The following is a 15206-nucleotide window of genomic DNA, read 5'->3' as shown; positions in this document are numbered from 1 at the left end:
TGTTGGTTACCACCAGAAAGGCTCATCGCTTTTTCTTCTATGTCATCTGGTCTGATATCAAATTTTCCTACCAAATCCTTGGCATTATCGTCTATATTTTTGAAGTTGAGTCTTCCTTTTGTAGAAAATGGTTCTTGTCCTACTCTTTCGAGTATTAGATTGTCCTTTATAGGATATTCTAGGATAAGACCTCGCTTTTGCCTATCTTCTGGGATAGAATTCATACCAGTATCGAGGATTTTTCTAGTAGAAGCGTTGGTTATATCAACTCCGTTTAGATTTACGCTTCCCCTATTTGCCTTAGTCATTCCAGTAATGGCATCGATTAATTCTGTCTGTCCATTGCCATCGACTCCAGCAATTCCAAGGATTTCTCCAGCGTGTAGCTTTAGGTCAAGGCCCTTTAGAGTATCGATTCCTCTCTTATCCTTAACCCATAAATCTTCGATATTTAGGACAACACCACCCTTTTCGATTGGTTTTTTGTCGACATTAAAGCTAACATCACGACCTACCATCTTCTCAGCCAAAATGTTCTCATCAACGCTTTTGACGTCGACTTTGTCAATAAACTTACCTCTCCTAATTATAGTACAGGTATCAGCCATTGCCTTAATTTCAGATAATTTGTGGGTAATAATTATGACTGACTTGTCTAGCTCAGTAAGTCTTTTGACTATTTCTATAAATTCCACAATCTCTTGTGGGGTAAGAACAGCTGTTGGCTCATCGAAGATAAGGATATCAGCTCCGTGATATAGGGCTTTTAGAATCTCAACTCTTTGTTGCATACCTACTGATATGTCTTCGACCTTGGCCCTTGGGTCGATTGTTAGATTGTACTGTTTGCTTATCTTTTCTACCTCAGCGTAAGCCTTCTTCCTATCGAGGAATAATCCCTTGGATTTCTCATAGCCAAGGATAATATTTTCTGTTACAGTCAAGGGCTCAATAAGCATAAAGTGCTGGTGCACCATACCGATTCCTGCATCTATCGCCTTTTTAGGTGTCATAGAAGCAAAAGTTTTGCCATTAATTGTAATACTTCCCTCGTTTGGTGGAAACATGCCGTAGAGAACATTCATCAAGGTTGTCTTTCCTGCGCCATTTTCTCCAAGGAGAGCGTGGACCTCACACTTGTGAAGTTCAAAGTCTATATCTGTCAAGACTTCCTTAGAGCCAAAGCGCTTGGTGATATTTCTCATACTTACAACTGGGGCCTTATCAAAATATTTTTTCATAGGTTTCCCCCTTAATAACTTTCTACCTTTATCATATCACAAATTTAAAAAATATTATAAAAAAAAAGCAGAAAACTCACCCCCGAATACTCAGGAGCAAGTCTGCTAATTTTAAATTTTACTTATCATATCCCATAGAATTGAATTCTTCTTCGTTTTGTGGAACTTCGATTTTACCATCAATGATTTCTTTTCTCAATTCTTCTACCTTATCTTTAACCTCTTGGCTAACTAGGTCGTTTTTAGCGTAAGCAATATCAACTGCTTTTCCATCTTCAAGTGTGAATTCTTTTGTTGTACCACCTTCAAATTCACCCTTGTTAAGTCCGTCGACTACAAGTTTAACTGCATCGCCTACACCCTTGATTGTAGAAACTAGCATATGATCTGGTGCTTCTTCTGATTGGTCACGGTCAACTCCGATAACCCATTTGTCGTTTTCTTTTGCAGCTTCGATTACTCCGATACCTACTCCACCAGCAGCGTGCATTACAACATCTGCGCCTTCTTGGTACATTTGGTTAGCGATGTTTTTGCCCTTAGCTTGGTCTGAATAGCTGTTTGCGTATTGTACATCAACCTTGATGTCAGTACCTTTTTCTCTAGCAGCTTGTTTTACACCAGCCTTGAAGCCATATTCAAATCTATCGATTACGTCTGATACTTGTCCACCTACGAATCCTACGTGGTTTGATTCTGATTTCATTCCTGCAATATAACCTGCTAAGAATGAGTTTTGGTGGTCAGCAAAGGTAATACCTAATAGATTTTCTACTTTGTCGATGTTTGCATTGTCGATTATAGCGTATTTTTGATCAGGATTTTGCTCTGCAGCAGTAACTGTATCGTTATATAAAGCGTAACCTACAGTTAGGATTAGGTCTGATTCACTGTCTAGGGCAGATTCAAGATTTGGTTGATAATCTGCTGTTGAGTGTGATTCTATATAATCGAAGTCAGATTTTCCTTCATCCTTGTAAGCATTAAGTCCTTCAAAAGCAGATTGGTTAAAGCTCTTGTCATTAACTCCACCCTCATCAGTTACCATAGTTACTTTTACTGTTTCGCCAGTAGGAGTTTCAGCTTCGCTATCTTTATTTTCTTCTGCCTTGTTTTCAGCGCTCTCGCTTGTCTCAGCTGGAGTCTTTGCATTATCATCATTCTTATCATTTGCTGTATCTCCTCCACAAGAAGTTAGCGCTAATGATAAAGTTAGTGCAGAAACAACAGACATAATTTTACTAATTTTCATATATTCCTCCCTAATTATGCTTGTTTAGTTACATAATAATCATATAATATATTGCACTTTTTGTCCATACTTTGTAGGTAAAGTTTAACTTTTATCAAATTTCTATGTTTTAATTAATTTTTAAGAAAAGACTTGAATTTTTTTATGGTCCATGCTATACTATAAGTGTAAATGTTTTCACAATTTAATATCCGAAGAGCCTGGCAACAAGATATTTTATTTGTTGCTTTTTGTTTACTTATCAGATATCTATTAGGAGGATTTTATGAGAGATATTATAATGGGTGAATTTTTCGGAACTATGATTCTTATACTACTCGGTGACGGCGTAGTAGCAAACGTTTTACTCAACAAAAGTGGACAAAAAGGTGCAGGCTCAATCCAAATCACATTTGCATGGGGTCTTGCAGTACTAGTCCCAGCATTTATATTTGGAAAACTATCTGGCGCAAGCTTTAACCCAGCTTTATCAATCGCCTTAGCTTTTAAGGGAGATGTTGCTTACTCTGACTTACCAGCTTATATCATAGCTCAAATGGCTGGTGCCTTCGTTGGTGCTGTTTTGGTATATATTCTCTTTAAAGACCATTACGACGCAACTAGCGATGACCCACTAACTGTAAGAGGAACTTTCTGTACAGCTCCAAGTATACCAAATACTTTTAGAAACCTACTTTCAGAAATCATTGGTACTTTCGTACTAGTATTTGCTATCCTAGGTCTTTCTCAAGTAGACGGAGCAGGAACTGTTGGAGTTGATAAGTTATTTGTATTTGCAATAATCGTCTCAATCGGTATGTCTTTGGGTGGACTAACAGGTTATGCCATAAATCCTGCCAGAGACCTTGGACCAAGACTTGCCTATGCAGTACTTCCATTCAAAAACAAGGCAGACCCTGACTGGGGATACGCTTGGATTCCAGTAGTAGGACCAATCTTAGGTGGTCTACTAGCAGTAGTAATCTATAACTTTATCTTTATATAAGATTTATAGAAATTAGAAAATAGGAAGTGAATTTATGTTTGATGTAATTATAATAGGAGCAGGCGTGTGCGGGGCCTCCATTGCCAGGAGGCTATCCCGTTACAAACTTGATATACTCCTTCTCGAGAAAGAAAACGACGTATCTATGGGCGCAAGCAAGGCCAACTCTGCCATAGTCCATGGAGGCTATGCCGAAAGCGGCAAGGAGCTTAGGGGTAGGTTGTGCTATCCTGGAAGAATTTCTTTCGAAAAACTCAACGAAGAGCTAAACTTTGGCTTCTTGGCCAATGGTTCTCTTGTTTTAGCCTTCGATGAGAACGATATGAAAATGCTCGATGTCCTCTATCAAATGGGCAAGGAAAACGGACTCGATGATATAGAAATCATCGGTCAAGAAAAACTTCGCGAAATCGAAGAAAATGTATCCGACGATGCAATAGGTGCCTTGTACTGTAAGGGAGCAGGAGTTTGCTCTCCTTATGAATATGTAATAGCCCTAGTAGAAAACGCCATGGATAACGGCGTCAAGCTAAAACTTGATAGTGAAGTCGTAGAAATCGAAAAAGAAGAAGATATATTTAAAGTAAGGACAGATAAGGGCGAATCTTTCGAAGGAAGATTTGTCATAAATGCGACTGGACTTAATGGTGCCAAGGTTTCTTCTATGATTACTCAAACTGATTTTGATATCCACCCAAGAAGCGGTGAGTATCTAATCATGCAAAAGGGAACGGGATCTCGCATCAAGCAGGTCCTCTTCCAAACACCTAGTCCTAAGTCTAAGGGAATTCTCGTAACTAGGACCTATCATAACAATATCTTGATTGGCCCTGATGCTATAGATGAGGAAGAAATTGACCTAGGTACCCACACAGAAAGACTAGAAGAAATCTACAAGCTTGCCCAAAAGTCTGTCAAGGAAGATGTCCTAAACTTAAAGGAATTTATAAGATCTTTCACAGGACTTAGACCAGCATCCTCAACTGGAGATTTCATAATCGAAAATACCAAGACCAATGGCTTTATAAATGTTGTCGGCATCCAATCACCTGGTGTTACTTCATCTCCTGCAATAGCAGAGATGGTGGAAGAAATACTCGCTGATATTGGACTAAAATTAGAAGACGATCCAAACTATAATCCAAATAGAAAGCCAATAATCGAGTATAAGGATTTGGAAGACTTTAACAAAGTAAAAGATAAGGTCGACCTCCCATTGGGAGATCCAGAAAGACTGGTTTGTAGGTGTGAGCAAGTAAGCGAGAAGACTATTAGGGATGCTCTTAATAGAGGAATCGAACTTACAAGTTTTGATGCAGTCAAAAGAAGAACCCGCTGTGGCATGGGCTTTTGCCAAGGAGCCTTCTGCAGAAATAGGGTCCTTGAAGTAATGGAAGACGAATACGGTCATCCTATAGAAAACAAGAAATTTGACAGCGAAAACTCTGGAATTTCTAGGATTAATAAGAAAGATATAAATGAATTAATAAAGGAAATCGAAAATAAATAGGTTAAAATAAAGACTCTTGATTTTATCTTTTAACTTAAATAAGAGGGCGGGGAAAATTCCTCGTCTTTTTTTGTAAAATATTTATATCAAATAATATAAATTTTCTTTCTAATCTCTAAATACTAATCTAATTTTTATCAAAAAATAGTCTAGGAAGATGGGTCTTAATATTTTTCTAATATTATCAATTAGATTCTTCTAAAGGTTATATAAAGCCTTTTCACTTAAGGCAAAAGAAAATCGCCCCTATAGGGCGACCCTTAATTTGTATTTTTTAAGATTATCTTAGAATTTAAAGCCAAAATATTTCTCAACAGCCTCATGTTGGGTTCCGTGTTTAAGTTTGTCTACTGCCTCATCTCCTCCGATTATATGAGCAAGTCTTAGGGCAAGATAGTTGGTTACTGCAGCTCCCCTTCCTGTGGTAATATTTCCATCTGTTACCACGATTTGATCATCTATATACTCGTAAGTATTATCCATCTCATCTTTCATATCTGGGAAGGAGGTGGCTTTTTTGTCAGATAAAATTCCTGCTTTATTGAGGACTACTGGACCTGCACAAATTGCCGCTATGATTTTTCCCGCATCATTAAAACTTCTTAGAAGGTCTAAGACTTTTTCATTATCCCTCATAGCATAGGCTCCCTTTGTGCCTCCTGGGATATAGACTCCCATATAGTCTTCTTCTTTGATATCAGAAAAATGTATATCTGCCTTAAAGGAAATATCTTGACTTGTCTTAAGCTCTTTACTTTCCTCGGTAGATGCTATATCAAGCTCAACTCCAATTCTTCTAAGATAATCAACTACTGTAAATATCTCTATTGTCTCGTTACCATTTGCCACTAAAACTAAAAATTTATTCATCAAAACTCCTTCTTATTTATGATAAGGATGGTTATTTATTATCCTAAAGGCCCTGTAGATCTGCTCTGAAAGGATAACCCTCATAAGCTGATGAGGATAGGTAAACTTGCCAAAGGAAAGCTTCTTGTTAGCACGCCCCGTTACATTTTTGGAAAGACCATTGGATCCGCCTATTACAAAGACCAAGTCTCTTCCGCCTCCCATAAGCATCTCATCTTTGATAAAGTCTGCAAAGTCTTCGCTAGTCATCGCCTTGCCCAGAATTTCCAAAGTTACAAGAAAAGCATCGTCCTTGATTTTGCCTAGGATCCTCTCACCTTCCTTATCCTTTATCTCTTCAAGCTCCTTGGTGGAAAGACCTTCGGGAGCCATAATATCTGCTACTTCGATTATTTCGATATTGTTATAGGCTCCCATCCTTTTGATATATTCATCTATGGCATCCCTATAGAACTTTTCCTTAATCTTTCCTACTGCGACTATCTTTATGTTCATTAATCTTCCTTGATGTAAGAGATAAAGGAATCATATACTTTTGAGTAACCTTCCTTAAGCAAAGAATCCTTAATGTAATTTTTAATCTCACTAGTCTTGTAGACCTTTCTAGGATCAGAGTCTAGAATATCTAACACATCGTCTACAATTATTGCAAGGTCAGATGTATTCATGGCTGCCTTCTCATCTCCTGCTGCGTTTTTGATAGATCTTTCGATCTTGTCCTTAGAAAACCTCTCGACATCTCCAGACCTTTTGATTACATAGGTGTTTTCCTTATCTTCAAGCATTTCACCCACAAGGTCTACGTCTAGGGTCTGTAGGTCAGCTCTAATATCGTCTAGACTTAGTTTATTTTCATCAAGATATTTTTTGATTTCTGTACTTAATTTAGTCATTTATTCCTCCTCGCTTTTTATATTTATACCCAATGATCAATTTTTGGCATAAAAAAAGCAGATTTCTCTGCTCAGAGAGTAGACAAAGTAGCTTTAATTTAAATTTATTTTATTGATAAGTTACCCTTATCTCGACTAGTTAAATGTGCCTTAATTGGCACATTTAACCCTAAAACTAATAGCTAGGTTATATTTGCTATTAGGTTCTAGTGTGAGTGAAACGAACGCATGGAGAGATCTCATTAGATTTCTCCACTCACTCCGTACTCTGACTCGTTGCTTAGTAACTTTTCCGTGCTACGCACTAGTCAGAGGGGTAAATAGCCAATTCAATGGCTATTTACCTGGTCGAAATAAGGGTGATTTCGATTTTGTCTACAGTCTGAGCAGATTGCTCTGCTTAATTTGCTCTCAAAGCTTCTATGGCTGATAGTTTGGTTGCTCTTCTGGCTGGGATGTAGCCTGCAAGGACTCCTACCATTGATGAAAAGCCTACTCCTACTAGGGCTAGCCATATAGGGATTAGGAGGATTTTACTTTCTCCTCCCATAAAGATTCCTGATCCTTGGGCGAGTTTATTTATAACACTTCCTATAAGTAGGGAGATTACGAGTCCCACAATTCCTCCGAAAAATCCTATAAAGCCCGATTCTATAAGAAACATGGACCTTATATCATTGATGGAAGCACCAATTACCTTCATCACTCCGATTTCCTTTTGTCTTTCGTAGATACTCATAAGCATGGTGTTGATTATTCCTATAGCCGAAACTACAAAGGCAACTGAGCCGATTCCCCCAAGTATGAGGGTTACAATCATGCTGGTCTTTTTGATCTCTTCTGCAGATCCTGCAGATGATTGGGTCTGAAAGCCTGCCTTCCTTATGGCATTTTCGACATCTTCAAGCTTTTCTACATCTTCTACTACAACATTTAGATTATCGTAGAGAATCTCTCCATCGTTTTTAACCTCTACTGGCTTGCCGTCTGGAGCGAAATTTTGGTTAAGTTGAGGACTTTCTAGTTTCTTATCTTCCTTTTGGAGCTTCTTGTAGAGGCTTTCGTTAATTACTGATGACCAGCCCATTACAAAGGACTTGGAGTTTAGGGTGCCAGCAATCTCTACAGGAATATCCGCATAGGTGGGCTTTTTCTCTTCGCCATTTTCCTGATTTTCATTTCCGAAATTAACCCCATCGTCGCTTTCATCTTGCCAGCCTAGCCTTATAAAATACTTGTGGCCCCTGTAGTCAAAGTCTTCGACAGGCTCTCCAGAGTAACCCCCTCCTTCGTGAATCATTTTCATTGGCTTAACTTCAGATCCTAGGATAATCTTGTTATCATCTGTCCTATTCATCTTAGAACCTGAGCTAAACATATCTCCTATAAGCTTATCGATCACATCATCAGGCATTACTTGGATTTGGCTGTCTAGGCTGTAATCATCTTCTCCTTCTATTTTGATTTCACTATAGAAGCTTTTGAAAGGAACTACGACCTTGACCCCATCTATGCTTTGAAGTCTCGATATACTTGCTTGGTCAACCTTAGTCGAACCCCCGTTATTTTCTGTAAGGATAGTAATGGAAGTAAGTCCTCCGAATGATTCGACCATATCCTTTTGTTGTTGGTTAATCCCCAAGGCGAAGGCAATCATTAGGATTATGGAGCTTGCTCCGATAACTACGGATAGGACTGTTAGTACTGTCCTCGACTTCCTCCTGACTAGGTTTCTTAGGGCCATCTGGAATCTGTCACTAATCTTCATCGTCTATTATTAGCTCCTCGTCCTTTTTAGCCTTTCTTTTCTTCCTCAAGAGTATGAGAAGGAGGGCTGCAAGGACTATGATTCCTATCCAGATAAAGGGAGACGAAAGTAGAGATGAGTTTTCTTCCATTGGAGGATTTTCTCCTATCATCTCTCCTGTCTCAGGGTCAATCATTCCAGCTTCTCCTTCAAATCCTGCCATTACTTCAGTGCTAAAGTCTTTAGTCTTCTTGTAGGCCTTGCCCCTGGAGTCTTCATAGATTATTTCTATAGTTCCAGATACCTTGCCCTCAGATTTGGGAGTTATGTTACAAGAGAAGGTCTCTGTGCTTCCTGCGTTGAAGTTTCCGATAAATCTCTCATTTTCATCCACGTCGAAGCCATCTCCCTTGACCCTTACCATTACCGTATCGAGATTATCCTTACCTGTATTGTATATATTTACAGATAAAGATCCAGGAGTATTGGCATTTAGCTCTCCCAATTTGACCTTACCGAAATTTACCCCGGACTTTTGGGCTACAGGAATTCCTATAGTTTCTGTGCTCTTGTATTGGTTTCCCCAATAGTCCTCGTATTCCATGGTAAGATTTACCACATAAGGACCTGGAGTTGCGTTTGGCAGGACGCTCATTGTTATGTATTTACTAGTCCAATCCCAAGGGTAGAGGGCTGCTACATAGAAGGTATTTGACCTATCTACAGGTGTAAAGACCGATCCGTCCGATACTAGAGTGTTGTTGGCAGTGCTAGTATTTTGTGGAGCGGATGCCAGGGTTTGCTCTAGGGTAACCTTGAGATTGTAGATGGTATTTTCGTTATTAGTGTTGTAGAGGGTGAAGGATAAGTCGAAATTCTCCCCTGCCTCTGCTATAGTTGGGCTAAGCTCATAGTCTGAGATTATAAGCTTGGGTTGATTTCTAATAGACCCTTGGGAGCTTCCTTCATCATTTGCCCCTGAGCTAGCTAGACCAGAGGAAGTTTCAGCTGTATTTGTTGTTTCTGTCGGATTAAGATTTGCCATCATTTTCTAGTACCTCATCAATAGTGTATTTCTCGTGAATTTTCTCTAAACGTCCGTCTCTCATAAAAAGCACCTTGTCAGCAAACTCGGTCATCTCGTCATCGTGGGTTACCATAATAAAGGTCTGCTGGTTTTCTTTGGTGATCTTTTTGATAAGATTCATAATCTCAAAGCTCGTCTTGGTATCGAGATTTCCCGTTGGCTCGTCGGCAAATATAATCTTTGGAAGGCCAACGAAGGCGCGGGCTATGGAGACTCTTTGTTGTTGTCCACCGGAAAGCTCGTTTGGTTTGTTATCCATCCTATCAGAAAGTCCAACTTCCTTTAAAATCTTGTAGGCTTCCTGCTTTCTCTCATCTTTGCTTAGTCCCTTAAAGGTCAAGGGAAGGGAAACATTCTCCCAGGCTGATAGATAAGGAAGGAGATTATAGGATTGGAAGACAAAGCCTATGTTTAGATTTCTAAACTTAGTGATTTGCTCCTCGTTAAGGTCGGTTAGAGAGATATTTCCATATTTTATAGATCCCTTGGTCGGCCTTTCAAGTCCTGCGAGCATGTTAAGCAGGGTCGACTTACCCGAACCGCTCGTTCCCAAAAGAGCTACAAACTCGCCCTTTTCTATATCTAGGTCTATCCCATCCAGGGCCTTTATGATATTACCACCTAGCTTGTAATATTTCTTAAGCCCTCTGATTTCTATTAGACTCACTAGTCTTCCTTTTCTTCCTCTTTCTTGAAGTGAGGATTTTTCTCCTTGATATATTCGTCATAAAGCTTCTCGTCTAGGACTATGTCGATTTCTCCTATGAGATTTTCTACATTTTCTTCCGTAAATTTCCTCTTAAACCTGTAGAGTCCATCTGAATCATCTGCCTCAAAGACTCCTCCCATATCATAGTGGTCATAGCCTTTTTCTGCAGCATATTTTACTTCTTCGTAGTTTATCTGATAATTTTGTCCCATGTCCTTGTGCTCATCACTTGAACCACCATAAAGGGCTAGGGCCCTATTTCCATAGCAGATTAGCATAGATGAGCAAAGTGGAGTCTCGTCAAGATAAGAAACTGAAAGTCTAATCTCATCCTTATAGTTATCATAAAGAGCCTTGAAATACTCGTAAGGCCTGTGATTAATTCCAGCTCTTTCAGCAGTATCTACTACTTGCTTGTAGAGGATATCCACTCCTTCTTCTCCTACTTCTCTTGTCTCAATCCCATCTCTGTAGGATTTTCTAGTGTGTTTTCTAGTATTTTTGGAGAAATTCTTGAAAATCTCTTCCCCGTCCCTTCCATCTATGTCTAGGACCATGTTAAGAAGAGGTTGAGATGAGGTAGTCTTGTCATGGCGGATTGTAATTCCGTTTTCCGCATATAGTTTAACTAAATCTTCATCCATACGAACTAGTGGGTCGATACGAAGGAGGAAGCCGTCGTTTTCCTTGGCAAAGGCACTTGCTTCATCGATTAATTCCTTTACCAATTCTATATCTCTTAGGTCACAAACAGGTCCTCTTGTAGCATAGAAGAAGTTCTTGCCGACCTTGCTATCTCTTATATATATAACTGAAAGGGCTCCCTTGATTTCGCCATCTTCTTCGACATAGAAGTAGACGCTTTCCCAATTAGCCTTGATATTCGCCCAGCGCATATCCTGCATGAAGTTGCCATATGGCGAATTCTTGATAAAATCATTGTATTTCTTAACTAAGTCCTTGTTGTTTTTATCTAAAATCATATTACTCTCTCTTTCACTTCAAAATAACTGTTATGCTCCTAGCCATACATTTACTTAATTATAACAGGAGCTAGGGTTTTTTTCAATATTATCCTATTGGTAAATTACCCTTCCCTCATCATAAAACCAGGTGATTTCTTGGAACTTCCCTTCATAAATCTCAAAAATCTTATCCATCGACTCAGAAAGTTCTTTGCTATCTTTCATATGCTCATAAGAATCCCAAAAGAGCCTACCTTCCCTATTATTTTCGATAAGCTCTCCCTTAAAGTCCCTTGTCCTAAAGAGAAATCCCATATCTCGCCTTCCTTCGACAATCCAAGTGATAAGTCCGACAAGTACAGGATTTTCGATATCGAGATTGGTCTCTTCCTTGGCCTCTCGAATTACAGAATCGGTAAGGCTTTCCCCTTCCTCGACCTTGCCTCCAGGAAAAGTAAGCCCCTCCCAGCCATACTTTTTGACCTTGTCAAGAACTAAGACCTTATCATTAACTTCATCACAAATCATTACCATATTCATTAATCTAGTCTGCATAAACCCTCACTAACTTTAACTTCTCTTATTATTATATGTTATTTATAATTAAGTAAAAGTTTGTAGAAAAAATTGGGCCCTAAGGCCCAACTTGTATTATAATCTCTCAAGCTCAATTTTAACTGTCTTATCGTTTAGTTCGATTTCTTCGCTTGCAAGGTCTTTTCTTTCGAACTTATCTGCTAGGGTTTCTTTTTTGATTTCTTCTTTGAATTTCTCTAGAGATTTGTTTAGTTTATCGTCTGCTTGGTAGTAGATATTGATTCTATCTGTTACTTCAAATCCACTATCTTTTCTCATGTTTTGAACCTTGGAGGTGAATTCTCTCGCATAACCCTCATCACGGAGGTCTTCGGTGATTTCTGTATCGAGTATTACGAAGACATTGCCGTCCATTTCTACATCGAATCCTTCTTTGGCAGATATTCTTATGTCTAGATAGTCTTTTGTGACTTGGTAAGTCTCATCTCCTAGGGTGATTTCTTGAGGATTTTCTTCAACAGCTTCTATGAAGTCTTTGGCATCGGTGGATGCTAGGAATTTGGCGAAGTCGTTGACCTTGGATTGGAAGATTCTTCCTACTACTCTAAAGTCTGGTTTTAGGAAGTAGTCCATGAAGTCTGATAGGTCGTCTTCGAAGTCGACATCCTTTATATTTAGCTCTTCTTTGATTAGGCCTGTAAGGTCTGCGATTTTTTCCTTGTAGGCTCCGTCTACTATGATTTTAGCTAGTGGTTGACGAACCTTGATTGATTCTTTCTCTCTTGAAGCCCTACCTAGGTTAACTATCTTTCTAACAAGGTCCATGCTTTCTTCAAGGTCTGTATCAATCATTTTCTCGTCTGCCTTAGGGAGGAGGCTTGTGTGAACTGTCTTTTCTCCTGTAAGTGATCTGTAGACCTCTTCAGCTATAAATGGTGTGATTGGAGCGATGAGCTTGGATATTGTAAGGATTGCATCAAATGTAGTCTTGTATACTGCTTTCTTGCTATCTGTAAGCTCTGAGTTCCAGAATCTCTTTCTATTTCTTCTGATATACCAGTTTGATAGATCTTCTACTACGAAGTCAGAGATCATGTGAACTACCTTGTTGTAGTCAAAGGCGTCCATTGCTTCTGTGTAGTTTTTGATTAGGGTATTTAGTTTGGAGTAAAGCCATTTATCTATTTTTTCAAGCTTAAGGTCAGTAAAGCCTGCTATTTCTTCTGCACTTAATTTGTCTGTTTCAGCGTAGAGGCCGAAGAAGTTGTAGACATTTTCAAATGTCCTAAAGAAGTTATTCTTGACTTCGATTAGTCCCTTTTCGTCAAACTTAGTTTGCATCCATGGTGGAGATACATAGAGTGAGTAGAATCTTACGGCATCTGCCCCGTACTTATCAAAAAGGGCGAATGGATCTAGGGTGTTTCCTTTGGATTTACTCATCTTTTGACCGTTCTTATCTACTACGAGGTCGTTTACTAGGACATTTTTGTAAGGAGCCTTGCCTGTTGTGATTGTAGATATGGCCATTAGTGAGTAGAACCAGCCCCTTGTTTGGTCGATTCCTTCACAGATAAAGTCTGCTGGGAAGTATTCTTCAAAGTCTTCTTTGTGTTCAAATGGATAGTGAAGTTGGGCAAATGGCATTGCTCCAGAGTCAAACCAAACGTCGATTACATCAGGAACCCTGTGCATGGTGCCCCCGCACTTATCACATTTGATAGATACATTATCTACATATGGTCTGTGTAGCTCTATATCTTCTGATATGTCTTCGATTGCACGTTCCTTTAGTTCTGCTCTTGATCCAACTGTATCTGTGTGGCCACATTCATCACATTTCCAGATATTTAGCGGAGTTCCCCAGTATCTTGACCTAGATATAGCCCAGTCTTTTACGTTTTCGATCCAGTTTCCAAATCTCTTGTCCCCTATAGTTTGTGGGTACCAGTTTACGCTTTTGTTGTTTTCTACCATGGCATCTGAGAACTTGCTCATTTCTATATACCAGGATGGTTTTGCATAATATACTAGTGGTGTGTGGCATCTCCAGCAGTGTGGGTAGTTGTGCTCTATAGTTTGTTTGTTAAATACCTTGCCTTCTTCTTGGAGGTGTCTCCAGATTTTTTCGTTGGTATCGAAGATAAATTCACCCTTCCAAGGAGTTTCTGTAAAGCATCCTTCAAGGTCAACTGGTTGAACAAAGGCAAGTCCGTATTTTCTTCCTATTTGGTAGTCGTCCTCACCAAAGGCTGGAGCGGAGTGAACTATACCTGTACCATCTTCTGCAGAAACGTAGTCGGCAAGGGTTACGATAAAGGCCTTATCATCTCCTACATTTACATATGGCATAAGTTGTTCGTATTCCCAATATTCCATATCCTTACCTGGGAATTCTTCTACTACTTCGTAGTCTCTTTCTTCCATAAGCTTTTCAGCAAGGGATTTGGCACAGTAATAGTAAGAATCTTCCTCTGCTACATAAAGCTTAACGTAGGTAAGCTCTGGGTGAACTGATAGGGCCACGTTTGATGGAAGGGTCCAAGGAGTTGTGGTCCATGCTAGGAAGTACTCGTTGTCAGTTCCCTTTTTCTTAAACTTAACTGTAAGGGTGATGGTCTTATCCATTTGGTAACCTTGGGCAACCTCGTGACTTGCAAGACCTGTACCACAACGTGGACAGTATGGCATAACCTTGGCTCCCTCGTAGATGTATCCGTTTTTGAAGGCCTTATCTAGGAGGTACCACTCAGTTTCTACATAGTCGTTATCCATTGTGACATAAGGATCGTCCATATTGTAGAGGAAGGCCATCCTGTCTGACATCTCTCTCCATTGGTCGGAGTATTTCCAAACAGATTCCTTACATAGCTTGTTGAACTTTTCGATTCCGTATTCTTCTATATCGTTTTTATCATGAAAGCCTAGGGTCTTTTCTACTTCTATTTCTACAGGAAGACCGTGGGTATCCCAACCTGCCTTTTTTAGGACCTTGTAGCCTTGCATGTTTTTGTATCTGCTTGTCATATCCTTAAGGGTACGAGCGATAACATGGTGGATTCCTGGTCTACCGTTTGCTGTTGGAGGTCCGTCGTAGATTATATATTCGCCGGCTCCCTCACGGGTTTTGAAAGTCTCATCAAGTAGGTCTATTTCTTGCCAATACTTTTCGACTTCTCCTTCTCTTTTTCTTACATCTTTGCTGTCTAAAGATTTAAATTCTGACATCAATAACTCCTTTAATTTCTAAAAAATAAAACCGTCCTTAAAAAGGACGGTCCACCGTTTTAATAGACAATTTAACGCAATTGTAACGTAATAAACTACTAATTCATTTATTAGACTAGAAGATGATCTTCGCCCAAAACGCCTCTAGCAGCTTTCACCTAACCTGCCTCTCTTTTAGATTG

Annotated in this window: 13 protein-coding genes; 2 read left to right on the top strand and 11 right to left on the bottom strand. The window is 39.4% G+C overall.

Going from position 1 to position 15206, the window contains the following annotated elements:
• Both MRZ08_RS05025 and MRZ08_RS05020 read right to left on the bottom strand, forming a co-directional pair.
• On the bottom strand, positions 1 to 1241 hold a 1241-nt coding region (locus MRZ08_RS05025; protein ID WP_297380062.1), incomplete at its 3' end, for an ABC transporter ATP-binding protein.
• A 118-nt stretch (positions 1242 to 1359) separates the two neighbouring features.
• Complete coding sequence (locus tag MRZ08_RS05020) at positions 1360 to 2493, bottom strand: BMP family ABC transporter substrate-binding protein (protein ID WP_297380059.1); 1134 nt, start codon at positions 2491 to 2493, stop codon at positions 1360 to 1362.
• 265 nt (positions 2494 to 2758) lie between these two features.
• Here MRZ08_RS05020 and MRZ08_RS05015 point away from each other — a divergent pair, with 265 nt between their 5' ends.
• Both MRZ08_RS05015 and MRZ08_RS05010 read left to right on the top strand, forming a co-directional pair.
• Complete coding sequence (locus tag MRZ08_RS05015; protein ID WP_297380056.1) at positions 2759 to 3478, top strand: MIP/aquaporin family protein; 720 nt, start codon at positions 2759 to 2761, stop codon at positions 3476 to 3478.
• A 34-nt stretch (positions 3479 to 3512) separates the two neighbouring features.
• Complete coding sequence (locus tag MRZ08_RS05010; protein WP_297380053.1) at positions 3513 to 4988, top strand: NAD(P)/FAD-dependent oxidoreductase; 1476 nt, start codon at positions 3513 to 3515, stop codon at positions 4986 to 4988.
• Positions 4989 to 5273: 285 nt separating this feature from the next.
• Here MRZ08_RS05010 and MRZ08_RS05005 read toward each other — a convergent pair whose 3' ends face one another.
• The 9 genes from MRZ08_RS05005 to ileS all read right to left on the bottom strand — a co-directional run bounded on the left by MRZ08_RS05005 (position 5274) and on the right by ileS (position 15024).
• Complete coding sequence (locus MRZ08_RS05005) at positions 5274 to 5858, bottom strand: DJ-1 family glyoxalase III (protein WP_297380050.1); 585 nt, start codon at positions 5856 to 5858, stop codon at positions 5274 to 5276.
• A 12-nt stretch (positions 5859 to 5870) separates the two neighbouring features.
• On the bottom strand, positions 5871 to 6353 hold the full coding sequence (rlmH, locus tag MRZ08_RS05000) for a 23S rRNA (pseudouridine(1915)-N(3))-methyltransferase RlmH (RefSeq protein ID WP_297380047.1): 483 nt from the start codon (positions 6351 to 6353) through the stop codon (positions 5871 to 5873).
• Entirely contained in the window at positions 6353 to 6751 is a 399-nt protein-coding gene (locus MRZ08_RS04995; protein WP_297380043.1) for an ATP cone domain-containing protein, read from the bottom strand. The genes rlmH and MRZ08_RS04995 overlap by 1 nt, the downstream gene beginning before the upstream one ends.
• Before the next feature lie 400 nt (positions 6752 to 7151).
• A complete protein-coding gene (locus MRZ08_RS04990) occupies positions 7152 to 8519 on the bottom strand; it encodes an ABC transporter permease (RefSeq protein ID WP_297380040.1) in 1368 nt (455 codons plus the stop codon).
• Positions 8509 to 9543 (bottom strand): LPXTG cell wall anchor domain-containing protein, encoded by a 1035-nt coding sequence (locus MRZ08_RS04985; RefSeq protein WP_297380038.1) that lies wholly within the window; start codon positions 9541 to 9543, stop codon positions 8509 to 8511. The genes MRZ08_RS04990 and MRZ08_RS04985 overlap by 11 nt, the downstream gene beginning before the upstream one ends.
• A complete protein-coding gene (locus MRZ08_RS04980; RefSeq protein WP_297380035.1) occupies positions 9530 to 10252 on the bottom strand; it encodes an ABC transporter ATP-binding protein in 723 nt (240 codons plus the stop codon). Before MRZ08_RS04980 ends, MRZ08_RS04985 begins: the two co-directional genes overlap by 14 nt.
• Positions 10252 to 11277 carry a peptidoglycan bridge formation glycyltransferase FemA/FemB family protein gene (locus tag MRZ08_RS04975; protein ID WP_297380033.1) on the bottom strand — a complete coding sequence of 342 codons (1026 nt, stop codon included), beginning with the start codon at positions 11275 to 11277 and terminating at the stop codon, positions 10252 to 10254. Before MRZ08_RS04975 ends, MRZ08_RS04980 begins: the two co-directional genes overlap by 1 nt.
• 93 nt (positions 11278 to 11370) lie before the next feature.
• Entirely contained in the window at positions 11371 to 11814 is a 444-nt protein-coding gene (locus MRZ08_RS04970) for an NUDIX domain-containing protein (RefSeq protein WP_297380031.1), read from the bottom strand.
• 96 nt (positions 11815 to 11910) lie between these two features.
• Positions 11911 to 15024: an isoleucine--tRNA ligase gene (gene ileS, locus MRZ08_RS04965; protein WP_297380029.1), complete on the bottom strand. Its 3114-nt coding sequence runs from the start codon at positions 15022 to 15024 to the stop codon at positions 11911 to 11913.
• Between the last annotated feature and the right edge of the window lie 182 nt (positions 15025 to 15206).

It is taken from the genome of Anaerococcus sp. (assembly GCF_022770135.1).
Taxonomy (GTDB): domain Bacteria; phylum Bacillota; class Clostridia; order Tissierellales; family Peptoniphilaceae; genus Anaerococcus.
The sequence above is the reverse complement of the archived record's forward strand: the minus strand, read 5'-3'. Positions and strand labels throughout refer to the sequence as shown.

What these genes read in the sequence shown, in the direction of transcription:
- MRZ08_RS05020 (WP_297380059.1), bottom strand. Translation starts at nt 2,493, where the DNA reads ATGAAAATTAGTAAAATTATGTCTGTTGTTTCTGCACTAACTTTATCA.
- MRZ08_RS05015 (WP_297380056.1), top strand. Translation starts at nt 2,759, where the DNA reads ATGAGAGATATTATAATGGGTGAATTTTTCGGAACTATGATTCTTATA.
- MRZ08_RS05010 (WP_297380053.1), top strand. Translation starts at nt 3,513, where the DNA reads ATGTTTGATGTAATTATAATAGGAGCAGGCGTGTGCGGGGCCTCCATT.
- MRZ08_RS05005 (WP_297380050.1), bottom strand. Translation starts at nt 5,858, where the DNA reads ATGAATAAATTTTTAGTTTTAGTGGCAAATGGTAACGAGACAATAGAG.
- rlmH (WP_297380047.1), bottom strand. Translation starts at nt 6,353, where the DNA reads ATGAACATAAAGATAGTCGCAGTAGGAAAGATTAAGGAAAAGTTCTAT.
- MRZ08_RS04995 (WP_297380043.1), bottom strand. Translation starts at nt 6,751, where the DNA reads ATGACTAAATTAAGTACAGAAATCAAAAAATATCTTGATGAAAATAAA.
- MRZ08_RS04990 (WP_297380040.1), bottom strand. Translation starts at nt 8,519, where the DNA reads ATGAAGATTAGTGACAGATTCCAGATGGCCCTAAGAAACCTAGTCAGG.
- MRZ08_RS04985 (WP_297380038.1), bottom strand. Translation starts at nt 9,543, where the DNA reads ATGGCAAATCTTAATCCGACAGAAACAACAAATACAGCTGAAACTTCC.
- MRZ08_RS04975 (WP_297380033.1), bottom strand. Translation starts at nt 11,277, where the DNA reads ATGATTTTAGATAAAAACAACAAGGACTTAGTTAAGAAATACAATGAT.
- MRZ08_RS04970 (WP_297380031.1), bottom strand. Translation starts at nt 11,814, where the DNA reads ATGCAGACTAGATTAATGAATATGGTAATGATTTGTGATGAAGTTAAT.
- ileS (WP_297380029.1), bottom strand. Translation starts at nt 15,024, where the DNA reads ATGTCAGAATTTAAATCTTTAGACAGCAAAGATGTAAGAAAAAGAGAA.